This window comes from Amphritea atlantica, from assembly GCF_018860855.1.
In the GTDB taxonomy this organism is placed as follows: domain Bacteria; phylum Pseudomonadota; class Gammaproteobacteria; order Pseudomonadales; family Balneatricaceae; genus Amphritea; species Amphritea atlantica_A.
The window spans coordinates 1-22647 of the sequence record NZ_JAHKQE010000043.1; the positions used below are offsets into that span (position 1 = coordinate 1).

The 22647-nt window shown below is 48.1% G+C and carries 20 protein-coding genes; 17 read left to right on the plus strand and 3 right to left on the minus strand.

Features of this window, described 5'->3' with window-relative positions; all coding sequences use genetic code 11:
* Positions 1 to 8 precede the first annotated feature (8 nt).
* Entirely contained in the window at positions 9 to 494 is a 486-nt protein-coding gene (locus KO512_RS17710) for an amidohydrolase family protein (RefSeq protein WP_354667752.1), read from the plus strand.
* A gap of 104 nt (positions 495 to 598) precedes the next feature.
* On the opposite strand, the gene KO512_RS17715 is transcribed toward KO512_RS17710, so the two are convergent.
* Positions 599 to 1498: a LysR family transcriptional regulator gene (locus KO512_RS17715; RefSeq protein WP_215953656.1), complete on the minus strand. Its 900-nt coding sequence runs from the start codon at positions 1496 to 1498 to the stop codon at positions 599 to 601.
* A 217-nt stretch (positions 1499 to 1715) separates the two neighbouring features.
* Between KO512_RS17715 and KO512_RS17720 the strand changes: the two genes are divergently transcribed.
* The 6 genes from KO512_RS17720 (at position 1716) to KO512_RS20385 (ending at position 7286) form a co-directional block, all read left to right on the plus strand.
* Positions 1716 to 2726: a D-cysteine desulfhydrase gene (locus KO512_RS17720; RefSeq protein WP_215953657.1), complete on the plus strand. Its 1011-nt coding sequence runs from the start codon at positions 1716 to 1718 to the stop codon at positions 2724 to 2726.
* A gap of 68 nt (positions 2727 to 2794) precedes the next feature.
* Positions 2795 to 3775 carry a YeiH family protein gene (locus KO512_RS17725; protein ID WP_303493390.1) on the plus strand — a complete coding sequence of 327 codons (981 nt, stop codon included), beginning with the start codon at positions 2795 to 2797 and terminating at the stop codon, positions 3773 to 3775.
* 37 nt (positions 3776 to 3812) lie between these two features.
* Positions 3813 to 5126, plus strand: a complete 1314-nt coding sequence (gene hisD / locus KO512_RS17730) for a histidinol dehydrogenase (protein ID WP_215953659.1) — start codon at positions 3813 to 3815, stop codon at positions 5124 to 5126.
* A gap of 10 nt (positions 5127 to 5136) precedes the next feature.
* Positions 5137 to 6330, plus strand: a complete 1194-nt coding sequence (locus tag KO512_RS17735; protein WP_215953660.1) for a DegT/DnrJ/EryC1/StrS family aminotransferase — start codon at positions 5137 to 5139, stop codon at positions 6328 to 6330.
* Positions 6327 to 7046 carry an aspartate/glutamate racemase family protein gene (locus KO512_RS17740; protein ID WP_215953661.1) on the plus strand — a complete coding sequence of 240 codons (720 nt, stop codon included), beginning with the start codon at positions 6327 to 6329 and terminating at the stop codon, positions 7044 to 7046. Before KO512_RS17735 ends, KO512_RS17740 begins: the two co-directional genes overlap by 4 nt.
* A gap of 108 nt (positions 7047 to 7154) precedes the next feature.
* On the plus strand, positions 7155 to 7286 hold the full coding sequence (locus KO512_RS20385; RefSeq protein WP_289847264.1) for a hypothetical protein: 132 nt from the start codon (positions 7155 to 7157) through the stop codon (positions 7284 to 7286).
* Positions 7287 to 7337: 51 nt separating this feature from the next.
* Here KO512_RS20385 and KO512_RS17745 read toward each other — a convergent pair whose 3' ends face one another.
* Positions 7338 to 8369, minus strand: coding sequence for a LacI family DNA-binding transcriptional regulator (locus KO512_RS17745; RefSeq protein ID WP_215953662.1), 1032 nt, complete (start codon positions 8367 to 8369; stop codon positions 7338 to 7340).
* 291 nt (positions 8370 to 8660) lie between these two features.
* On the opposite strand from KO512_RS17745, the gene KO512_RS17750 reads away from it, so the two are divergent.
* From KO512_RS17750 to folD, 10 genes are all read left to right on the plus strand, one after another.
* Positions 8661 to 11081: an FAD-dependent oxidoreductase gene (locus KO512_RS17750; protein ID WP_215953663.1), complete on the plus strand. Its 2421-nt coding sequence runs from the start codon at positions 8661 to 8663 to the stop codon at positions 11079 to 11081.
* Between the two features lie 45 nt (positions 11082 to 11126).
* Positions 11127 to 12080 carry an ABC transporter substrate-binding protein gene (locus KO512_RS17755; RefSeq protein WP_215953664.1) on the plus strand — a complete coding sequence of 318 codons (954 nt, stop codon included), beginning with the start codon at positions 11127 to 11129 and terminating at the stop codon, positions 12078 to 12080.
* Positions 12081 to 12215: 135 nt separating this feature from the next.
* Positions 12216 to 13169: an ABC transporter substrate-binding protein gene (locus tag KO512_RS17760; RefSeq protein ID WP_215953665.1), complete on the plus strand. Its 954-nt coding sequence runs from the start codon at positions 12216 to 12218 to the stop codon at positions 13167 to 13169.
* Positions 13170 to 13294: 125 nt separating this feature from the next.
* Positions 13295 to 14347 carry a quaternary amine ABC transporter ATP-binding protein gene (locus KO512_RS17765; protein WP_215953666.1) on the plus strand — a complete coding sequence of 351 codons (1053 nt, stop codon included), beginning with the start codon at positions 13295 to 13297 and terminating at the stop codon, positions 14345 to 14347.
* Positions 14340 to 15890 carry an ABC transporter permease gene (locus tag KO512_RS17770; RefSeq protein WP_215953667.1) on the plus strand — a complete coding sequence of 517 codons (1551 nt, stop codon included), beginning with the start codon at positions 14340 to 14342 and terminating at the stop codon, positions 15888 to 15890. Before KO512_RS17765 ends, KO512_RS17770 begins: the two co-directional genes overlap by 8 nt.
* Positions 15891 to 16031: 141 nt before the next feature.
* Complete coding sequence (locus tag KO512_RS17775; protein WP_215953668.1) at positions 16032 to 16781, plus strand: electron transfer flavoprotein subunit beta/FixA family protein; 750 nt, start codon at positions 16032 to 16034, stop codon at positions 16779 to 16781.
* Positions 16782 to 17708, plus strand: coding sequence for an electron transfer flavoprotein subunit alpha/FixB family protein (locus tag KO512_RS17780; RefSeq protein WP_215953669.1), 927 nt, complete (start codon positions 16782 to 16784; stop codon positions 17706 to 17708).
* Between the two features lie 38 nt (positions 17709 to 17746).
* Positions 17747 to 19399, plus strand: a complete 1653-nt coding sequence (locus tag KO512_RS17785) for an electron transfer flavoprotein-ubiquinone oxidoreductase (protein WP_215953670.1) — start codon at positions 17747 to 17749, stop codon at positions 19397 to 19399.
* Positions 19400 to 19861: 462 nt separating this feature from the next.
* Entirely contained in the window at positions 19862 to 20734 is an 873-nt protein-coding gene (gene purU, locus KO512_RS17790) for a formyltetrahydrofolate deformylase (RefSeq protein WP_215953671.1), read from the plus strand.
* Positions 20735 to 20743: 9 nt separating this feature from the next.
* Complete coding sequence (gene folD, locus KO512_RS17795) at positions 20744 to 21607, plus strand: bifunctional methylenetetrahydrofolate dehydrogenase/methenyltetrahydrofolate cyclohydrolase FolD (RefSeq protein WP_215953672.1); 864 nt, start codon at positions 20744 to 20746, stop codon at positions 21605 to 21607.
* 563 nt (positions 21608 to 22170) lie between these two features.
* On the opposite strand, the gene KO512_RS17800 is transcribed toward folD, so the two are convergent.
* Entirely contained in the window at positions 22171 to 22506 is a 336-nt protein-coding gene (locus tag KO512_RS17800; protein WP_215953673.1) for a 50S ribosome-binding protein YggL, read from the minus strand.
* Between the last annotated feature and the right edge of the window lie 141 nt (positions 22507 to 22647).

A 22647-nucleotide genomic window follows, 5' to 3' on the forward strand; every position in this document is an offset into this window, starting at 1 on the left:
GTTAACTGATCGCTTACGTTGCCAATCCATTAATCAATATTACTCTGCAAGCCCGTCATGATAGTTACCCCAAGCGGCGGGGTATGACACGGGTACCCGAATTAATGAGTGCGGGTATCAATGTTGCCTTTGGCCATGATTGCGTTATGGACCCTTGGTACAGCATGGGCAGCCACGATATGTTGGAGGTGGCGAGCATGGGTTTGCATGTGGCTCAGATGACCAGCCTAAAGGGAATGCAGCAGGCCTATGATGCGGTTACGGTCAATGGAGCAAAAGTGCTGGGGCTAGAAGGCTATGGGCTAGAACCCGGTTGCCACGCTGACTTGGTCATTCTACAAGCTTGCAGCCCGATTGAGGCGTTACAGCTCAAACCTGCCCGCTTATTTGTTATCCGTCGAGGAAAAGTGATCGCTACCACTCCAGAGCAACAACGTTCTATTATTCTGGACGGACAGCAACAGCCGGTTAGCTTTTCCACCGGTCTATTGTAAATAATAGCTGGCGTTGTTAGTGCTTTGGTAAAATCATATCGACAAAGGGATTATGTCATTCATCACGCTTTTATGACGAGTACTCAGTGGTCAGGTATTTGAATTCATTTGTTCACGTTTTTAAGATAATTCCAAATCACTTCGACCTCTTTAACGCGTGGTTTCTGTTTACGATAGAGCATGACTTTTAACTCTATTGATGGAAGCATGTCTTCGCAGCGAATCAGTACGCCTTGTTCAAGCTCTTGAGTAATCCCCGATGCTGGCAGCCATGCCAAGCCATTACCCGCTAGGGTTAAAGCTTTAAGTCCCTCAACTAATGCATTTTCACATTGTAGTTGAAACTGTATTTCCGGCTTATTGTGCGAAAAATAACTGCGTTGTAATAGCCGGCCGAAAAATGATTCGTCAGGGTAGTTCAGAAGCTTCAATGGCTTATTTGGATAAGGTTGATGTACTGCCATACCGGTTTCGTTAACGGTTGAAACCGGAATTAATTGATCGGTCCCAACTTGCAGACTGAGCACATTACTCTGTTCCAACTGGGGAAAAATATCAGGGGAGTGATAACACAGCAGAAAGTCACCCTGATCGGACATCAGTGTATCGAGACAATCATGGAGGTTATCGGCATTAATTCGGATACGGGTGTCATCGGTTAAGCTTTGTAAGGGTTTTATCCAGTGGGGCAGGAAAGAAACCGCCAGATGATGTTGGGCGACGAAGGTAATTCGCTTCGTACTGGAGATCTGCTCGCGCATTTCCGCGCGGATATTGTAAAACTGTTCAGTTAATTCGCGAGCCTGTGCGGTAAAGTCTTTGCCTGCGGGTGTCAATGTCGTCGGATATTTTTGTCGATCGACTAGCTCGAAACCTAACCAGTTTTCTAATGATCGAATACGGCGGCCGAAGGCGGGTTGTGTTACCGATCGGGCATTCGCTGCTTTTGAAAAACTTCCGAAATCCACTAATGCTAGATAGTCCTCAAGCAATTTCAGTTCCATTTTTAGCCTCATTTAGCCACAAAAATTATTAATTCCGACCCGAAAACAGACCTATAGGCAGCGCCATATAAAGGCTATGCAAAAAAGTATCAGGCTGAATAGAAAAAAGCATTGGTCAGCGGTGATGGACTGCTCTTACTATTAATGAAAGCGATTTCATTGTACTTTAAATCGAGTCTGCTTACATAACGATACGTCTAGTTACAGGAGCATTAAGATGCATTTATCCCGATTTCCCCGTCTACATTTCGCCCATTTAGCAACGCCGTTGGAGCCTATGAAGAGTCTCAGCAAACATTTAGGTGGACCTAACCTGTGGATTAAACGAGATGATTGTACCGGTCTAGCAGGGGGTGGTAACAAAACGCGTAAACTGGAGTTTCTGATGGGGGATGCGATCGAAAAGGGTGCAGATACCATTATTACTCAAGGCGCAACGCAGTCTAACCATGCGCGCCAGACCGCGGCTATTGCTACTAAGATGGGGATGGCGTGCCACTTGTTGCTGGAAGATCGCACCGGTAGTCAAGCTACGGATTATAACTATAACGGTAATGTCCTGCTGGATCAGTTGTTTGGCGCAACGTTGAGCAAATACCCAGCAGACACCGATATGAATCAGGCAATGGAGGAGCTCGCGGCCAAGTTGCGTGCCGAAGGTAAGAACCCTTATATCATTCCTGGTGGTGGTTCCAACCCTGTCGGTGCACTGGGTTATGTGAATGCTGCGCTGGAACTGCTGACTCAAGCGAATGATCAGGGGCTAAGGATCGATCGTGTTGTACACGCGACCGGTAGTGCTGGTACGCAAGCTGGGTTAGTCACAGGTCTAGTCGCTACTAACAGTTTGATTCCGGTATTGGGTGTGGGTGTTCGTGCACCTAAAGAAACGCAGGAAGCGAACGTTTTCCGTCTGGCAGAAAAAACGGCAGAACATCTGGGTATTCCTGGCGTCGTCAAGCGTGAGCATGTGGTGGCTAACTGCAACTACGTCGGCGAAGGCTACGGTATTCCAACTGAAAGTGGTATTGAAGCGATTGAACTGTTTGCCCGCCATGAATCTATTTTGCTCGATCCGGTTTATTCCGCTAAAGGTGCTGCGGGTTTAATTGATTTGGTTCGGCAGGGTGAGTTCGATAAAGACGAGAATATCGTCTTCCTGCATACCGGTGGTAGCCAGGCGCTGTTCGGTTACCGTGAAGCGTTTAATCTGCCTACCTACTACTGATTAAGGGGCGGGGGACGCTTATGAATGCTTCAGGATCTGGGCACACAGTTGGGGTTATAGAGCGGGCTGTGGAAGTAAAAAATCGCTACTTTCCGGGTATCTGTGTTGCGATCACGATCGGTATCGCGGCATCTTTTCTATCTCAGAAGTACGGTGCTCCGGCCATGCTGATGGCGCTTTTGCTGGGACTGGCGTTTAATTTTCTCAGTGAAGAATCCCGTTGCATTCCTGGTATTGAGTTCTCCGCTAAGACTTTGTTGCGGTTAGGTGTGGCACTGCTGGGGCTACGTATCACCTTTGGTGATGTGTTGTCCCTTGGTTGGGGTCCTTTAGCGATGGTGTGCTCTGCCGTACTGTTGACCATTGGTTTTGGTCTGGTGATGGCTAGGTGGCTTGGTTTCAGTCATCGCTTTGGTGTCTTAACCGGTGGTTCTGTCGCTATTTGTGGTGCATCGGCCGCGATGGCGATCAGCAGTGTGATGCCTCAAAGTGAGGAAAGTAAACGGGATACGTTGTTTACAGTTATCAGTGTCACAACACTGAGCACGATCGCTATGGTTGTCTATCCGATGATCGTGCATGAACTGGCGATGACACCCAGCGAGGCTAGCCTATTTCTGGGTGGCACTATCCATGATGTGGCTCAAGTGGTTGGTGCAGGCTATAGCATGTCCGGAGAAATAGGCGACCTGAGTACTTTCGTGAAGTTGCTTCGGGTTGCCATGTTGGTGCCTATTGTGTTGATGATTGGTTATGTCTTTCGCCAAGGCATGTCTCAACAGTCGGGTTCTAGTCGAGTAGCGATTCCGGGCTTTTTAATCGGTTTCGTGGCTCTGTTTACCGTCAACAGTTTCGGTGCTATCCCTGCCATGATTGCAGAGCCTTTATCGGGCAGTTCATCTTGGCTTTTGTTGACTGCAGTGGCTGCTCTGGGTGTGCGTACATCCCTGAAAGAGATTATGAATGTTGGCTGGCTACCCGTCATCTTGGTTATCAGTGAAACGCTATTTATCGCGGCGCTTATGATCGGGTATATCACCCTGCACTAATGAATACGATGGATTTGGATAATAATAAGAGGTACCTATGGAATATTTAAAGAATGCCATTTCAGCTGATATGGTTGCTGATGAAGATGAAAAAATTCAAGCAACAGTCAAAGAAATGTTGCGGCATATACAGGCTGAAGGTGAAGCGGCTGTTAGGGGTTATGCGGCTCAGTTTGATAACTGGCAGGGTGACTTTATCTTGTCAGAAGAGAAGAAGCAGGCGCTGATCGATAGTGTGCCACAAAGTGTCAAAGATGATATTGATTTTGCCCACCGTCAAGTTAAGCGGTTTGCCGAGGCGCAGCGTGATAGTTTGGTTTCTTTTGAAATAGAAACAGAACCCGGTGTTCGCCTTGGTCAGAAGGTTATGCCGGTTCAGTGTGCCGGTTGTTATGTTCCCGGTGGTCGTTATGCCCATGCCGCGTCTGCACTGATGAGTGTCGGCACCGCTAAAGCGGCGGGTGTGCCGACTATCGTGGCCTGCTCACCACCTCGTGGTGAGAGTATTAACCCTGCTGTCGTCTATGCAATGCACGTTGCCGGTGCCGATGTGATCCTTGAGATGGGTGGTGTTCACGCTATCGCGACGATGGCTAATGGCCTTTTCACCGGTAAACCGGCGGATATTCTAGTGGGACCGGGTAATGCCTATGTGGCTGAAGCCAAGCGTATGCTCTTTGGCGCTGTGGGTATCGATGTGTTTGCCGGGCCAACCGAGTCAGCCATTATTGCAGACGAAACCGCCGATCCAATGACGATTGCTGTTGATCTGGTGTCTCAGGCCGAACATGGCACTAACTCACCGGTATGGCTGTTCACAACGAGTCGAGAAATTGGCGAAAAAGTGCTCGACATTATGCCGCACGTTATCGCTGATATGCCCAATGCGGATGTCTGTGAAGCGGCGTGGCGCGATCATGGTGTCATTGTCTTGGGCGATACACGTGAAGAGATAGTCAAGGTTAGTGATGAGTATGCCTGTGAACATCTTCAAGTGATGGCGCAAGATTTGGAATGGTGGAAAGACAACTTGAATAATTATGGCTCTCTATTCTTGGGTGAGGGCAGTACCGTATCACACGGGGATAAGTGTTCTGGCACCAACCATATTTTGCCAACCAAGAAAGCTGCACGTTATAGCGGCGGTCTTAATGTACAGAAATTTATGAAGGTTTTGACTTATCAGGAGCTGGATGAAGCGGCCAATCTAGCGTTCAGCGCTGTAGGTTCGCGGATCTCCCGTACTGAAGGAATGGAAGGCCATGCCCGTGCCTGTGATTGGCGGCTGCGTAAATACTATCCGGATACCGAATGGGATTTCACTGTTTACGATCAGAAACGCTACGATTGAGGGCAGGGCCATGAAAGTCTTCGAAAAGTTGTTTACTCAGCAGGAGTCGATCCCCGAAAAGGGGATCGAGGCTGCTGTGGCGGTTATGCGCTCTGGGCGTTTACATCGTTATAACACCCTGCCGGGAGAGAAAAGTGAAACCGATCTACTGGAGATTGAGTTCGCTGATTATCTAGGGGTTCCCTATGCCTTAGCTTGTTCATCCGGTGGCTATGCGTTGCATATCGCGATGCGGGCTGCGGGGCTTCAGTCGGGGGATAAGGTGTTGTGCAATGCTTTCACCCTAGCACCCGTACCTGGCGCAATTCATAACAGCGGTGGCGTGCCCGTGTTGGTTGATGTCGCCGATGACTTCTGTATCGATCTGGATGATCTAGAAGCTAAAGCGGTGGAGTCAGGCGCTAAGTTTTTTATGCTGTCCCATATGCGTGGTCACTTGGCGGATATGGATCGCATTATGGATATTTGTCAGCGCCATAACCTGTTCCTGATTGAAGATTGTGCGCATACCATGGGTGCCAGTTGGAATGGCGTTAAGAGCGGAACCTTTGGTGATATCGCCTGTTTCAGTACGCAGACTTACAAACATATCAACTCAGGTGAGGGTGGCTTTCTGACGACCCGTCACGCGGATGTGATGGCGCGGGCGATTATGTACTCGGGCTCTTATATGCTGTTTGACCACCATTTCGCGGGGCCGCCAAAAGAGGTCTTTGATCAGATCCGCTACGACACCCCTAACTACAGTGGCCGTATGGATAATCTGCGTGCGGCTATACTTCGTCCCCAGCTTGCGAACTTGGATACTCAATGCGGTCGGTGGAATCAACGTTATAGCGTCCTTGAAAGTACCTTGGCAGCCTGTCCTGCTATTGATGTGCCCGTCAGGCCTGATGCTGAAACGTTTGTCGGTAGTTCGATTCAATTCTCATTACCAGGCTTTGGTGCTGAACAGATTGTGCAGGTGGTTAAACACTGTGGTGAGCGGGGCGTGGTGCTTAAGTGGTTCGGTAATGCAGAGCCAGCGGACTACACCAGTCGATATGATAGTTGGCGTTACATTCAGGATATGCCTAAGTTGCCTAACACTGAACAGATCTTGGCGACACTGCTCGATATACGTATTCCGTTAACCTTTAGCGAGGATGACTGTCAGTTAATTGCGGAAATCATCGTTGACGTTGTAAGAGAGTGTCAGCAATGAGCATCAACACGGGCAATGAAAAAGTGGTTGGCATTATTGGCGGCATGGGGCCTGAAGCGACGGTGGACCTGATGCGGCAAGTGATTGCGGCAACGCCAGCCAGAGATGATATCGACCACGTTCGGATGCTGGTGGATAACAACCCAAAAGTGCCATCGAGAATAAAAGCGATCATCGAGGGGACAGGTGAGAGTCCTGCTCCTTGTATGATTGAGATGGCGAGAGGGCTGGAAAATCAGGGGGCTGACTTTTTGGTTATCCCCTGTAATACCGCGCATCATTATTATCCCGATGTTGCCGCTGCCGTGAATATCCCCGTCTTGAATCTGGTTAAACTGACCTCAGAGAGTGTCAAAAAAGCGCAGCCAGATTTAAGCAAGGCAGGTCTACTGGCGTCCAGTGCATTGCAGATGATTCATCTTTATGAGCCTTGGTTTGAAAAGCATGACGTTGAGGTGCTTTATCCCCAGTCGGATGATCAGCAGGTCGTTATGGCGCTAATCCGCGCGGTGAAAGCGAATAACTCGACCGCCGAGCAGATTCAAGCTTATAACCGTGCGGCTCGAAATCTCGCCGATCAGGGGGCGCAATGTCTGATTCTTGCCTGTACTGAACTATCGGTTATGAGTGACCGGCTCGAGACATCGTTGCCGGTTTACGATGCCTCGAAGCTACTGGCTCAGGCAATCGTGAGAGAGGCGTTAGTCTGCGAATAGAGTCCCTTTTTTATCTCTTTTATGGGCAGGCTTCACGGCACTGTTTATAAAAGGGATAGTTTTTTATTTAGACAGTAGCTAATTGCTAATAGTCATCAAGAGGGGTAGATGAGCATTGCATCGGTTGGCTTAATTGCCCGTGGTAGGCGATCTCCGAACGGCACCGATGTGAATCTCGCAAGTGCTGGGTTAGACGATGCTGCTCTTATGGCATTGATGGCGACAGCGTCGCCATCATGAGTGGGTGAACCTAGGAGGTGACCGATGCATTATTGCTCGACAATAATGATCTTAAACTGGGGGAGCACAGGACTCCCGTACAATGATTTCGACCTCCATTGGGCTGGGTAACGCGACCTCTTTGCCTGCTAATCTGGCGATTAAGTAGTTAGCCGCTAGCAAGCCCATTTTTTGTTGAGGTGTTCTGACCGTTGTTAAGCTAGGGGTAATGAGAGAAGCCAGCCACATATCATCGAAACCGGTGACCGAAACCTCTCTGGGGATCTCGATGCCTAGGTATTTGCTTTCAAAGATAGCACCGTAGGCAAAGGGTTCAGAGCCGCAGATTACGGCAGTTGGCCGTTCTGGTCGGGACATCAGTAGGCGGAACGCTTCTCGCCCCTGCTCAGCGCCAATGGGGCGTTCAATGACGTATTCATCCGGCATGCTGAGCCCGCGCTGGGCCAGGGCATTACGCACGCCCTGTAGGCGCTTAAAGGCACGGTCATTACTGTTTACACAGGCGGAGATCATGGAGAATTTTTTATGTCCAAGATCCATTAAATAGTTAGCCACATTGGCGGCGGCGATCTGGTTGTTAAAACCGATACAGGGGTGTTCCTCCCGAGGGACGGTGGTCCAAGTGAGTATATAAGGTATGCCTTTGGCTTGAAGCAGCTGGTAGATCGCTTCGTCATGGGTGCCGCCTACTAGTAGGAGGGCATCGACACCGTGAGACACCATCTGGTTCACATGCTTGAACTCTTGTTCGGCATCGTAATTATCGGAAGCCACGACTAATGTGTAGCCGGCCTTGGTGATTTGGTTTTGAAATACTTCGAGTGCGCGTGCAAAAAGGTTGCTATCCAATGAAGGAAAGATTGCACCAATCATGCGCGATTTTTTCGAAGCAAGGGTGCGCGCGGCTGCATGCGGAACATAATTCATCGCCCGAATCGCTTTATCGATTTTGGCTTTTGTTTTAGGGCTAACGACTTCAGGGTTATTGAGATAACGAGATACGGTTGCCGGCGCAACCCCAGCTGCGCGGGCAACATCGCCCATTGTTGCTGATTTACTTAGGTTAATGTCTGGCGCTTTCATCGGTATTTTTTCAACTGAATAGATTAGTTGTTATTAAACCAAAAGCTCGAAAATAAGGCAATTTTTTGTTAAATGCATAGATTTAGTGCATTTTTTTCTGAAGTTTAAAAAATAACTTATTTTAAATAAAACTATTGACTCCGGTCAGAATTTTGAATTATTTTAAATGCAAATGAAACCGCTTTCATTTTGTTTTATTAAGATCTTCGCGTTGGCAAAAATATGCTGTGAAGATCTGAGAGCGGTCCGAATTAACGTCATCGTTGTCAAGAATCAGGAGAGTTAATCAATATGAAATCCCATTACAGAGTTGTCGTCATCGGGGGTGGTATCGCAGGATGCAGTACTCTTTATCATTTGACCCAAGAGGGGTGGAATGATGTTGCGCTGATCGAGCGTAATGAGCTGACATCGGGTACTACCTGGCACTCCGCTGCCCAGGTGACAAATTTCGGTGCGGTACAAACGATGGTCGGCCTGAAAAGTCACAGTATCAAACTGTATAAAGAGTTGGCCGACGATCCTGACTATCCGATCAATTATCACCATGCTTCCGGTGGTATCCGTCTGGCATCTACTCAGGATCATTTGGATGGCTATAAGCACTTTATCTCCGTGGCAAAGGGTATGGGTGTTGATTTTGAACTACTTGATGCTGCGGAGTGTGCTGAACGCCATCCGCTGATTGAAACTCACGAACTACTGGGCGGGCTTTGGGACCCTCTTGATGGCGACATCGACCCAGCTCAGCTTTGTCAGGCCCTAGCTCGTCGTGCGCGTAAAGCGGGTGCTGAAATTTTTCGTAACAACCCCGTAGAAAATATCTATCAAAAGCCGAACGGCGAGTGGGTTGTTCAGACCAAAGATGGCGATGTTACTTGTGAGAAAATCGTTAACGCTGGCGGATATCGTGTTAACGAGATCGGTAAAATGCTGGGTATTCAATACCCCGTTACCTCCATGGAACATATGTATTTTTTGACCGAAGCGATCCCTGAAATTCAGGATTTCGGTAAACGGGTACCATTATTACGAGACCCTCTGGATGACTTCTACAGTCGTCAGGAAAAAGATGGCTTGCTGGTCGGTATTTACGAGCAGCGTTGTAAGACTTGGGGTATGGATGGGATTGATCCCAACTTTGTTAACGCACTCTGCCCTGATGACCTTGATCGCTGTCTGGATAATATGGAACGTGTCTTCAAACGTATGCCTTGTCTGGAGCGCACCGGTATTCGCAGTATCGTTAACGGCCCGATTACTTACACCATTGACGGCTTGCCGCTTGTTGGTAAAACACCCGGTCTGGACAATGCTTACTCGATTATTGGCCTGCGGGCCGGTCTGGGTGAAGGCGGTGGCCACGGTAAGATTCTGGCTGAAATCATTGTTCATGGTGAGTCTGAGTGGGATACCTGGTGTATTGATCCAGCACGTTTCACCGGTCACGCGAATACCGAGCTGACTGCGCTTAAAGCGGTTGAAGACTATCAAAACGAATTCCGCTTCCATATGCCTCATGAATTCCGTCCTGCTGGCCGGTTGGCAAAAACAACACCAATCTATCCAATCCTGAAACAACAGAATGCAGAGTTTGGTGTTGTTAACGGTTGGGAACGGACCCTGTTCTTCAAGCCGTCTGCTGATTTCGAATTCAAGCACAGCTTCAGCTTCACCGAGGTAGAGAAGATTGTTGCAGAAGAAGTTAAGGCCGTGAATGAGCGTGTTGGTCTGATGGAAGTTAGCGGCTTTAACCGTTACGAAATTAAAGGACCAAAAGCCGCTGAGTGGCTGGACAGCTTGATGTGCTCCAATGTACCGAAAAAAGTAGGCCGCGTTGGTTTGTGCTACTTCTTGACAGGTAAAGGTAATGTTTTAGGTGAAGCTACCCTAGCTAAGCTGGCAGAAGATCGCTTCTGGTACGGTTCAGCTGCTGCATCTGAATATCATGATATGGATTGGCTGCGCACGCGTCTACCGGAAGAGGGTGTTGAGATTGTCCCTATGACTAACTCACACACGATTCTGGTTGTGGCGGGTCCTAAGTCCCGTGATCTGCTGGCGAAACTCTCCCCACGTACCGATTGGTCTAAAGCCGCCTTCCCATGGCTGACAGCGCAGTCTGTATTTATCGGACATGCACAGGCATTGGCCATGCGCGTCAGCTTTAGTGGTGAGCTGGGCTGGGAGTTGCACGTGCCAAATGAGCAGCTGTTGCTGGTACATACATTACTGACGGAAGCGGGCACCGAGTTTGGCCTAGCACCTTTCGGTGGTTTGGCGACAGAATCGATGCGTCTTGAGAAGAGTTACCGTCATTGGAAAGCGGATCTGATTACTGAATTCGACCCGTTTGAAAGTTCTTTGGATCGCTTTATCAATATGGATAAAGAAAGCTTTCCAGGTAAAGACGCGTTACTTGCGAAAGCAGGCCAGCCAGCGCGTAAGCAGTTTGTCACCATGACGGTTGATTGTGAAACCGCTGCGGCGCATCCAGGTGACTCTATCTGCATCGACGGAAAAGTCATTGGTACCGTAACCTCAGCTGGCTACGGTCATCGTGTGAATAAGAACATTGTAATGGGCTTTATTGATCCGGCTTATGCCTCTGAAGGATCTACGTGTGATGTGGAAATCATCGGCCAGCCTTATGCGGCAACTGTGGTTGCTGATTCACTGTTCGATCCAGAAAACGTATGCGTTCGGTCGTAACAATAGGTTGTAAACAGTAAACAAAACACAGCGGAAGGAATGACGATGAAAGCAATTAAAACAATGACTGTCGCCGCAGTATTCAGCTTTAACGGCATTGCAGCGCAAGCGGCTGATGTCGTGGTAGGGGTGCCAAGCTGGCCTTCTGCTGCTGCGACTGCCTACATTCTTAAAGTAGTTATGGAGGATAACCTAGGCTTGGATGTCGCGATGCAAAGCGGTTCCAATGCGGTTATTTTCGAGGCGATGGATCGTGGCTCAATGCACGTCCATCCCGAAGTTTGGCTGCCTAACCAAAATAACCTGTATAAGAAATACGTTGAAGAGCGAGGCACCGTGTTGCAAAACCAGCATGGTGTTGAAGCAAAGCAAGGTGTTTGTATTACGCAGGAAACCTCTGAGAAGTACAACATCAAGTCTATTTATGATCTGACGGACCCTGACAAGTCAGTACTGTTTGATGCGAACGGTGATGGGCTTGGCGAAATGTGGGGCGGTCAACCGGGCGCTGCTTCAACGATTGTTGAGAAGATCCGTGCCAAAAGCTACGGCTATGATCAAACCATGCAGTTGGTTGAGAGTGATATGCCGATTAACTGGGCAGCACTGGATGCCGCTGTGAAAGCGGATAAGCCTTATGCCTTCTCGTGTTATACGCCTCACTACGTATTCTCATTATATGACTTGGTTTTCCTTGAAGAGCCTCCTCACAATGAGAATACCTGGAAGGTAATACAGCCCACCGATAACCCTGACTGGTTAGCTAAATCGAATGCCGATAGTGCATGGCCGGTTGCTTATTTGTATGTGGATTACTCCAAATCTCTGCAAGAAAGTCATCCGGAAGCGGCCATGTTGCTTAAGAACTTCAAAATCAGTGCAGATATTGTCAGTGATTTGAGTTATTCGATGGTGGTTGAGAAAAAAGAGCCCGAAGAGCTTGCTGATGAATGGGTTAAAGAACACAGCAGTTTGGTTGAATCTTGGTTAGGCCAATAATCTGATTTCTATTGTTTTGTCACCGGCTTCCTTGGCCATATGCCTAAGGAAGCTGGCGGTATCATCAATAAGTCATCGGTTAACTTGCATGTCGACTGAGTGAGATCAGATTTACAGTATACGGAAGGAAAGACAATGAAAGCGATTAAAGCAATAACCATTGCTGCAGTGGTCGGCTTCAATGGAGCAACGGCTTATGCCGCTGATGTGGTTGTAGGTGTTCCTGGTTGGCCTTCGGGCGCCGCGACTGCTTATATTTTGAAAACGATCATGGAAGAGAACTTTGGCTTAGATGTTGCGATGCAAAGCGGCACTAACACTGTTATTTTCGAAGCAATGGATCGTGGCTCTATCGATATTCATCCACAAGTCTGGTTGCCAAATCAAAAAAACCTGTATCAAAAATATGTCAAAGAGAAAGGCACCGTATTTCAAGGCAAGCATGGTGTTACAGCCAAACAAGGGATCTGTGTTACTCAAGCAACCTCTGAAAAATACGCTATAACATCGATTTATGATTTGACCGATCCAGACAAGTCCGTTCTGTTTGATAGCAATGGTAACGGGCTGGGTGAGATGTGGATTGGTGAGCCTGGCGCTGCGTCAACCGTGGTGGAAAAGGTTCGCGCCAAAAGTTATGGCTATGATCAAACCATGGATCTAGTATCAACCGATACCCCTATCAACTGGGCTGCTCTAGAGGTCGCGGTAAAGGCTAACAAGCCCTATGCGTTTTTCTGTTATACACCCCATTACGTCTTTTCATTATATGACCTCGTTTTCCTTGAAGAGCCTGAACACAATGCTGATACCTGGAATGTACTGCAGCCAACAGATGATCCGGATTGGCTGAATAAGTCTAATGCAGATACCGCATGGTCTGTTGCAAACCTATATGTGGATTATTCCAAATCTTTGAAAGAGAAACATCCAGAAGCCGCCATGCTACTCGATAACGTTAAGCTTTCTGCCGAGATCGTGAGTGGTTTAAGTTATTCCATGGTGGTTGAAAAGAAAGATCCGGAAGAACTGGCGGTTGAGTGGGTTCAAGAGCATAGCAACTTGATCGAGTCTTGGCTGGGGCAATAGTCAGGCAATCTGTTATTGAAACTTGTCGGTTAATCGTCGGTGCTGTTTAACAAAAATGCCAAGGCACCGACAGTACCGCAAGTAGATCAGGCTCCGGAAATGATGGGAGCGGGAGAGAATTCAGCATGGCTACGGATGTAATTCAGCTAGAAAATGTGTGGAAGATTTTCGGAAAAAATTCCGATCAGGCAATGAAAGCGATTAATGAAGAAGGGTTGGATAAAGCGACAGTACTGGAACGATTTAGCTGTGTAGTCGGTATTGCTGATGTCTCCTTTACGGTGCCAAGAGGCGAAATCTTTTGCATCATGGGGTTGTCAGGCAGTGGTAAATCAACACTCATCCGCCACCTTAATCGCCTGATTGAACCGACAGCCGGTACGATTAAGGTGCTTGATCGGGATATGTCTGCTTTATCCGATGATGAACTGCGTGGTATGCGAGCCAAGCATATCGGTATGGTGTTTCAACATATGGCGTTATTACCACACCGGACAGTGTTGGATAATGTGGCGTTTCCATTAGAAGTGCAGGGTGTTGCTAAATTCAAACGCTGGGAGATTTCTCAACATGCGTTGTCATTGGTAAACCTAGACGGCTTTGAATACCGTTTGCCCCATCAGTTGTCTGGCGGTATGCAGCAACGTGTCGGTTTAGCACGTGCGTTGGCAAGTGACCCGGAAGTGCTGTTGATGGATGAGCCATTCAGTGCTCTTGATCCACTGATCCGGCATGAGCTACAGAATCAGTTTGTCACCCTGACGAAAACATTGCAGAAAACCACCGTGTTTATTACCCATGATCTTGATGAAGCGATTCGTATTGGCGATCGAATCGCCATCATGAAAGATGGCCGGCTCATTCAGATCGGTACACCGGAGGAGATTGTGATGAAGCCCGCCGATGATTATGTGGCTGATTTCGTCAAAGGGATTTCCAATCTGAAGCTGGTCAGCGCGCATTCTATTATGCAGGAAATAAACAACGATACCGTCCCTGAAGGTATCAATCTCGCTGATGCTCCTCGTGCGAAAGAGGATGCCAGCCTTGAACGTCTTATTGATATCTCTATTACATCACCACTGCCGATCATTATTACCAATGCTCAGGGTGCTGATATAGGTATTGTCAGCAAAGATACATTATTAACGGGAATTAAGGGGAAGGGGGATGAATAACACGAATACAACAGAGAGTGTCAGTGACGCGTCTCTAATGCATAAAGCGCAGACTGAATCCGTGCATCGCTTTGCCGAACGACAAGGGGATTATTACAGTGCCCAGTTTGAAAAAATTCAATCGAGTAACAGTCTTACCCTTTCTTTTAACCCTTGTGCCGCACTGTTTGGCCCATGTTGGGCTGCCGCGCGAAATATCTGGGGGTTCTTTTGGTTGAGTACTTTCGCTCTCTTGTTTGCCTTGGTGCAACTCGGACGAGGAATCTGGGGTGAATTAGGTGCCGATAAGCTGGCACAGGCTGCACGTCTGGGTGAAAAATCACAGGAGATGGCCGTTAAAGCGCAGACTGCTTTAGACGCGGGTGCTGCTAATGCCGCCGCACTACTCCGAAATTCTGAGAATTTGCAGCGAGCTTCCGACAAGGCCATGGCAGCGGCAAATGAAGCCGCTCAGGGAGCTACACAGTTAGTGATATGGGGAAGTATTTTTTTAGTCCTCGTCATACTGATACAAGGCTTTGTTGCCAATACTATCTATGAGAAAAAATACTGTCAGTGGCGGATCGATAACAGTGAAAAAAGTGGCTTTAGCTATCTGAATCTGTTGCTGGGTATGGCCATGCTGGCAATGATGCTGCCACTGATGCTTTATCGATTCACCGCGACTAAACCCGTTGAGTGGTTAAAGGAATTTCCTGCCAATAAAGAGGTATTTAACTCAGCGTCTAACTGGTTGGATCAGGTGTTTGATGCCATTGCGCTGAACGGTGCGGGGTTCTTTGATGGCATAACCTATGCTATCCGTATCCTGCTGGACGGTTTGGAAGTGGTGCTGGTGGATACGCCTTGGCCGGTAACGACACTGGTTATTCTGTTTATGGCATGGCGCTTGGCGGGGCCTCGTGTGGCCATCTTTACAATCGCCGCATTGTCTTACCTCGCTTTCCTGGGATATTGGGAAAAAAGCATGGCGACGATTGCCCTATTGGGCGCCGCAGCCACCCTCTGTGTCTTAGTTGGGGTGCCATTAGGTATCGTGTGCGCTAAAAATCGTACGGTGGATTCGATTGCCCGTCCGGTATTGGATTTTATGCAGACGATGCCTGCATTTGTCTACCTGATTCCTATTATTGCCTTCTTTGGTACGGGCAAACCCCCCGGCATTTTGGCCACTATCATCTTTGGTATGCCGCCCGTCGTCCGCTTGACCGCGTTAGGTATTAAGCAGGTACCTCCTTCCATTGTTGAGGGTGCGCTGGCATTTGGTTGTTCGCGACGTAAGTTGTTGCTGGATGTGGAAATTCCACTGGCCATGACAAACATTATGGCGGGCATTAATCAGACGATCTTGATGTGTTTGTCGATGGTGGTCATTGCATCATTGATCGGTGCAGAAGGGCTGGGTACCGATGTATTGATGGCATTGCAATTTGCCGCAAAAGGACAAGGTTTATTAGCCGGCCTAGCGATATTGTTCTGCGCCATGATTATCGACCGGATTGTTCAGGGATGCGTTAAGCCAGCAGATAGACCCGCAGTTTAACCGTAGGGATAACGATAGAGCTGCTTGGGGCAGTGGGTTATTCGCTGATATGACTTAATGGTTGTATCAATCCTAGGGGAAAGGATTGCGAACCCAAGCAGTTTGGTCATTTAAGAAACGATAAAAGAGAGAATGTGTACTATGAAAATATTAGTAATGGTAAAGCGAGTTTCGGATCCGAACGTCATTATCCGGGTTAATGCCGACAATAGTGCTGTCGATCTGAATAATGTCAAAATGGCAATCAACCCTTTTTGCGAAATCGCGGTAGAAGAGGCCGTTCGTCTTAAAGAAGCGGGTGTTGCCTCTGAAGTGATCGCGCTTTCTATTGGTGAAAGCCAATCCCAGGATCAGTTGCGTACTGCGCTGGCAATAGGCGCTGACCGCGCATTACTGATTGAGTCTGAAGAGGCGCTTGAGCCTTTGGCGGTAGCAAAACTGACGGCAAAAGTGGTTGCTGAAGAAGAGATCGGATTGGTTCTGTTAGGTAAGCAGTCTATCGATACAGATAATGGCCAAACAGGTCAGATGCTGGCTTCGATCATGGGGGTCGCTCAGGGCACCTTTACTTCCAAGCTGGAAGTGAGTGGTGAAAAAGTTAACCTGACACGTGAAGTTGACAGTGGTTTACAGTCCATCTCTCTTACGCTGCCAGCGGTGATCTCTTGTGATCTACGTTTGAATGAGCCTCGTTTTGCATCACTGCCGAACATTATGAAAGCTAAACGGAAACCGCTCGAAACAAAAGCTGCAGCGGATTTTGGTGTCGATTTGGCGCCACACATCAAAACACTGAAAGTTGAAGAGCCGAATACTCGTCAAGCGGGTGTCGTGCTGAGCTCGGTTGCCGAGTTGGTAGAGAAATTGAACATCGAAAAAGAGGCAGTTTAAATGACTATTTTAATTATTGCAGAGCATGATAACGGCAGTTTGAAAGAGATCACTTTGAACGCAGTTACCGCGGCCACCGAGATTGGTGGTGATATCGATATGCTGGTTGCCGGTGAGAATTGTGCCAGCGCGGCGCAAGCGGCTGCGAAAATTAGTGGTATTAGCCGCGTCCGAGTGGCCGATCATGCCTGCTACAACGGTCAACTGGCCGAGAATGTTGCCGCTTTGATTCAATCTGTTGCCAGTGAATACAGCCATATCATTGCGCCATCCACATCGAATGGTAAAAACATTTTGCCCCGTGTTGCTGCGGCGCTGGATGTTGCTCATTTTTCCGACATTATCAGTGTTGAAAGTCCCGATACTTTTAAGCGGACAATCTATGCCGGTAATGCCATTGCGACCGTACAGTCCGACGATGCCATTAAGGTGCTGACTGTTCGCGGCACAGCGTTTCCTCTTTCGGAACAAAATGGAAGCGCTATCATTGAGGCTTTGTCTACGGTGAAAGACCTGGGTCTGTCTACTTTTATCGACGAAAGCGTAGCCGAATCCGAGCGACCAGAGCTGACCTCAGCCAGCACCATCATCTCGGGTGGCCGTGGTATGCAAAGCGGTGACAACTTCCAGATGCTAGAAAAGGTTGCCGATAAGTTAGGGGCGGCTGTGGGTGCGTCTCGGGCAGCGGTAGACGCGGGTTATGTGCCTAATGATATGCAGGTGGGGCAAACCGGCAAGATCGTCGCACCAGATCTGTATATCGCTGTGGGTATCTCAGGTGCGATTCAACACTTGGCTGGTATGAAAGATTCGAAGGTGATTGTCGCGATCAATAAAGACCCTGATGCCCCTATCTTCCAAGTCGCCGACTTCGGCTTGGTGGCGGATCTGTTTGATGCTGTACCGGAATTAGATCAAGCGCTGTAAGGCTAGATTGAGATACGGATTTTGAGAGGAGATAAGTAATGCGGGAATCGATGGAGTTCGATGTCGTTATCGTTGGTGCAGGTCCTGCCGGTCTGTCGACTGCCTGCCGATTGATGCAACAGGCACAGGAAGCGGAGCAGGACGTTAGCATTTGCGTTGTAGAGAAAGGCTCTGAAGTGGGAGCCCATATTCTGTCCGGTGCTGTATTAGAGCCCCGTGCTCTAATCGAACTGTTTCCCGACTGGCAGGAGCGGGGCGCACCGCTGAATACGCCGGTGACTAATGACGAGATTTACCTGTTCCAAGATGCTGAACATGCTAGAAAACTGCCGAATAGCCTCGTACCTAAGACGATGCATAATGATGGCAACTATATTATCAGCCTCGGTAATCTATGCCGTTGGCTGGCGGAGCAGGCCGAGGCCATGGGTGTTGAGATATTTCCTGGTTTCACCGCCGCTGAAATTCTCTATAACGACGACGGATCAGTGAAGGGAATCGCCACCGGTGATATGGGTGTCGGTGCCGATGGTAAGCCAAAAGACAGCTATATGCCCGGTATGGAGTTGCATGCTAAATACACCGTCTTCTCAGAAGGCTGTCGGGGACATCTCGGTAAGCAGTTGATGGAGAAGTATGACCTGAATCGCGATGTTGATGTGCAGCATTACGGCCTAGGTATTAAGGAAATCTGGGATATTGATCCCGATAAACATCAGCCGGGCTTGGTGGTGCACGGTGCGGGCTGGCCGCTAGAGAAAGGTAGCAGTGGCGGCTCTTTTCTCTACCATGGGGACAACCATCAGGTGGTCGTGGGGCTGGTGGTCGACTTGAGCTATTCAAACCCTTATCTTAGCCCGTTCGACGAATTCCAGCGCTTGAAACATCATCCGGTGTTCCAGCAAACGCTAGCAGGTGGCAAGCGGGTTTCCTATGGTGCGCGAGCTATTACAAAGGGTGGTTTTAATGCCCTGCCGAAGATGTGTTTCCCCGGTGGTTTGCTGGTGGGCTGCGATGCCGGCACCCTGAATTTTGCCAAGATTAAGGGCACCCATACGGCGATGAAAAGCGGCATGCTAGCGGCCGAGACAATCTTTGATGCGTTGTCAGCCGATGCAGAGGGTGGTCGGGAGCTCAACGCTTTCACCGAGGCGTTACGCCATTCTTGGATTTATGACGAACTACACCGTACGCGTAATTTCGGCCCAGCGATGCATAAGTTCGGTACTTTCTGGGGCGGTGCTTTCAACTACATCGATCAGAACTGGTTTAAAGGTAAACTGCCTTTCACCCTGCGGGATAATAAACCGGATCATGACCAACTGAAGAAGGCATCTCAGAGCACGCCGATCGAATATCCAAAACCGGATGGCAAGATCAGTTTTGATAAACTCTCCTCAGTGTTCCTTTCGAGCACCAACCATGAGGAAGATCAGCCTTGTCACCTAACGTTGAAGGATGCGGCGACACCGGTGAATGTGAATTGGAAACGCTATCAGGGCCCCGAAGCTCGTTTTTGCCCTGCGGGCGTCTACGAATTTGTGGAGGACGCTGAACAGGCGCTGCCGCAATTGCAGATCAACGCCCAGAACTGTCTGCACTGTAAAACCTGCGATATTAAAGATCCTACACAGAATATTCGCTGGGTAACGCCTGAAGGGGCTGGTGGTCCTAATTATCCGAATATGTGATAGGGGTTAATAATTGGTGATCTTATGCGGTTGATGTAATAGATTGCTCGTCTCTAAAACGTGTTTAGTGATGGGTTTTCTATTATGTTTGCTTTTGGGCATTAGAGGTCAATTGAAAGAATAATGCTGTATTGCATTGAAGTAATGAGTCCGATGGCGGCGCTCATCAAACTCTAAAGCGTATTAGACCGTGATCTAGAATAAAACGCTTTAATGGATTGATAAGCTGCTGTATTTAAAAGACTAAACGTTTATGTTAGCTGGGTAATAACGCTTAAGTGTTCAAATATTCTTAAGATCATCAGGCGGATAAACAGAAGCACTCTTCCTTATGCGTAGTGTTTCTTTTTTAAAACATAAAAATATTGAAAGTGATTTCAGTATTTAAATTGAAACTTATTAAGTAAGTCTGCTTAAACAGACGTAAAGATATTTTTTAAAACAATTAATAAGGCTGTTCCCATGACAATTGAAAGCACAAAACCACAAAAATTTATCTTTAAAACTACGTGTAAAGCAAGTAGCGGCATTGTTGCAGCCGTCACCTCGTTTCTTTCAGAGCGGGGTTGCTATATCAGTGAGCTGTCGCAGTTTGATGACCAGGATTCTAAGCATTTCTTTATGCGTGCCGTCGGTTATATTGAATCAGGTGAAAGTACACTGTCCGATCTCAAAGGCGAGTTCCCCGCAATCGCTGAGAAATTTGGTATGCAGTGGAGCCTAGACGCTGCGTCCACGCCTTGCAAAGTGTTGATCATGGTTAGCAAATTCGATCACTGCCTTGATGATCTTCTCTATCGCCTGCGTAAAGGTGAATTGAATATGGAGGTCACCGCAATTGTATCTAACCACAAAGACCTGAGATCGATGGCGGAGCGTGAAGGTATCCGATTTGTTCATCTGCCGGTGACCAAAGAGAACAAGGAGGCTCAGGAGAATGCACTGCTGGATATTGTCGATGAAACAGGGTCAGAGTTGGTGGTGCTCGCTCGTTATATGCAGATTCTGAGTGATAACCTGTGTAAGAAACTCAGTGGTCGGGCGATTAATATTCATCACTCATTTCTACCGGGTTTCAAGGGAGCAAAACCCTATCATCAAGCACATACCCGTGGTGTGAAATTGATCGGTGCGACGGCCCATTACGTGACCTCTGATCTTGATGAAGGGCCTATTATCGAGCAGTCAGTTCAGCCGGTAGATCATACCTACAGCGCTGATGCCTTGGTAGCTGTCGGCCGCGATACCGAAACCGTTGCCTTAGCTCGAGCAGTGAAACTGCATACGGAACAGCGGGTGTTTTTGGATGGAAATAAAACAGTAATTTTTAAATAGGACTCCGTAATGGCTCAGTTAATCGATGGTAAACAATTGTCTGATGCTGTGGTGGCATCGTTGGCAGAAGAGACTAGCCAGTTTGCAGCGGAGTTTGGTCTGTTGCCGGGCTTAGCAGTTGTATTGGTGGGTGAAGACCCAGCTAGCCAGGTATACGTCAGAAATAAGGTGCGACAGGCGACCGCTGCAGGTATGCGATCAATCGAGCATCGCCTGCCAAAAGAGACTACTCAGCAAGCGCTCAACAGTTTGATTGAAACACTCAACCAAGACCCTGAAGTCCATGGTATTTTGGTTCAGTTACCGCTGCCGGCTCATTTAAGTGAGCCAGACATTATCCAGCTGATTGCGGTGGAAAAAGATGTCGATGGTTTTCACCCTCTGAATGTGGGGGCTCTGGCATCCGGTAATGGTGAGTTGATCCCCTGTACTCCGTTGGGCTGTATGCTGATGTTGCAGCAGGTCCATGATGACCTGAGTGGTCAACATGCGGTGGTGATCGGCCGTTCAAATATTGTCGGTAAGCCGATGGCGCAGTTACTGCTACAAGCGAATTGCACGGTAACCGTGGTGCATTCCCGTACCCGCAATATTGAAGCTATCTGCCGTGAAGCGGATATCGTGATCGCTGCGGTGGGGCGGCCTGAAATGGTGAAATCCTCTTGGATCAAACCGGGCGCTACGGTGATCGATGTTGGCATTAACGCGATCGAAAGAGAGGGTAAACGAAAACTGGTAGGTGATGTTGATTATCAATCGGTCTCTGATATTGCTGGGAGCATTTCGCCGGTGCCCGGTGGTGTTGGGCCCATGACAATTGCCTGCCTGTTGAAAAACACCATGAAAGCGGCTCTGTTGCAACAGACTGCTTGAATCGGAATCCTTGCAGGGATCGTATTGATCCCTGCCATAAGGACGATGACGGTTAATTCTGACATGGTAGCAAATGGAGCTTATTTTAGTCCTGAGGCCTATCTGGATATATTGGTTTGGAAGTTTTGCTGTGCTACAGCCAAGATGCTTGTCGCGCGGCTGTAACGGTAATCCTTCCCTTTTTAGCAGAAGCTAAAAATAGAGGTTATTGAGTGTGGATGCTGAGTGAGATTGGTTGGATTTCATCCAGTCCTTTATAGCGACCATGCAGCAAGGTTATAACAGAGGAGTCCAGAGAGTCCCCACACAGTTATCCACAGGATTTGTGAGTAATCGTATGGTTATCGTGGCATAGAACCGAAGAGGATGTCTGTTCTTAGCCGTTCTATCTTTTATTGATTGGCGTGGACTCTGTTAATCAGTAGGAAAGAGTCTACGCCTTGAAAATCGGTGTCGTAAAATTCGACACCGATTGAAGGGTTCTTTCTGTTCTACGGGGATACTGTTTAGATTCTGCTGTTGAGTAGCGGATCTAGCCTTCTGATACAGCAGAAGTCAGAACATTAAGCTTGATTAATGTCTACCAGCTCGCCCAGTTCGTAACTTTCAATAGTGGAGTAAGCGCCACACCAGTCAGATAATGCCTGTCTCTGGCTCTCTGATGGGGACTCATATCGCTGTTGAGAGAGTACATGTCCCTGAATTCCGTCTGGATCTGAGTAACCAAAGTAGGTCAGTCCCTGCTTTTCAAGTTGGTCAACAAAGCTAGCAATGAATGCGTCCAGATCACTCTCTTTGCTAGAGGATAGCTTTACATGTATCTCAAAGAGATTAACGGCAAATTCACCCAAATACAGTTTTTTACGTAGGCGGCGGTTGTGCTTATTTCGTACTTCCATTATGGATAATCCTTATGAAATTGTATCTGTGTGGTTGGTGAGATTTGTGGAATAAGGCGGCTAGACTAGGCGTTCATATGACCCGTTTAACTCTAGTTGTGCTCAATATGGATCTTGAGAAGGAGCCCTCATCCTACCCGT

Bases quoted from the DNA above. Each gene is read 5' to 3' on its own strand.
- KO512_RS17760 (WP_215953665.1), top strand. From the start codon at position 12,216: ATGAAAGCGATTAAAGCAATAACCATTGCTGCAGTGGTCGGCTTCAAT.
- KO512_RS17750 (WP_215953663.1), top strand. From the start codon at position 8,661: ATGAAATCCCATTACAGAGTTGTCGTCATCGGGGGTGGTATCGCAGGA.
- purU (WP_215953671.1), top strand. From the start codon at position 19,862: ATGACAATTGAAAGCACAAAACCACAAAAATTTATCTTTAAAACTACG.
- KO512_RS17770 (WP_215953667.1), top strand. From the start codon at position 14,340: ATGAATAACACGAATACAACAGAGAGTGTCAGTGACGCGTCTCTAATG.
- folD (WP_215953672.1), top strand. From the start codon at position 20,744: ATGGCTCAGTTAATCGATGGTAAACAATTGTCTGATGCTGTGGTGGCA.
- KO512_RS17745 (WP_215953662.1), bottom strand. From the start codon at position 8,369: ATGAAAGCGCCAGACATTAACCTAAGTAAATCAGCAACAATGGGCGAT.
- KO512_RS17775 (WP_215953668.1), top strand. From the start codon at position 16,032: ATGAAAATATTAGTAATGGTAAAGCGAGTTTCGGATCCGAACGTCATT.
- KO512_RS17720 (WP_215953657.1), top strand. From the start codon at position 1,716: ATGCATTTATCCCGATTTCCCCGTCTACATTTCGCCCATTTAGCAACG.
- KO512_RS17740 (WP_215953661.1), top strand. From the start codon at position 6,327: ATGAGCATCAACACGGGCAATGAAAAAGTGGTTGGCATTATTGGCGGC.
- KO512_RS17715 (WP_215953656.1), bottom strand. From the start codon at position 1,498: ATGGAACTGAAATTGCTTGAGGACTATCTAGCATTAGTGGATTTCGGA.
- KO512_RS20385 (WP_289847264.1), top strand. From the start codon at position 7,155: ATGAGCATTGCATCGGTTGGCTTAATTGCCCGTGGTAGGCGATCTCCG.
- KO512_RS17800 (WP_215953673.1), bottom strand. From the start codon at position 22,506: ATGGAAGTACGAAATAAGCACAACCGCCGCCTACGTAAAAAACTGTAT.
- KO512_RS17785 (WP_215953670.1), top strand. From the start codon at position 17,747: ATGCGGGAATCGATGGAGTTCGATGTCGTTATCGTTGGTGCAGGTCCT.
- KO512_RS17755 (WP_215953664.1), top strand. From the start codon at position 11,127: ATGAAAGCAATTAAAACAATGACTGTCGCCGCAGTATTCAGCTTTAAC.
- KO512_RS17735 (WP_215953660.1), top strand. From the start codon at position 5,137: ATGAAAGTCTTCGAAAAGTTGTTTACTCAGCAGGAGTCGATCCCCGAA.
- hisD (WP_215953659.1), top strand. From the start codon at position 3,813: ATGGAATATTTAAAGAATGCCATTTCAGCTGATATGGTTGCTGATGAA.
- KO512_RS17780 (WP_215953669.1), top strand. From the start codon at position 16,782: ATGACTATTTTAATTATTGCAGAGCATGATAACGGCAGTTTGAAAGAG.
- KO512_RS17765 (WP_215953666.1), top strand. From the start codon at position 13,295: ATGGCTACGGATGTAATTCAGCTAGAAAATGTGTGGAAGATTTTCGGA.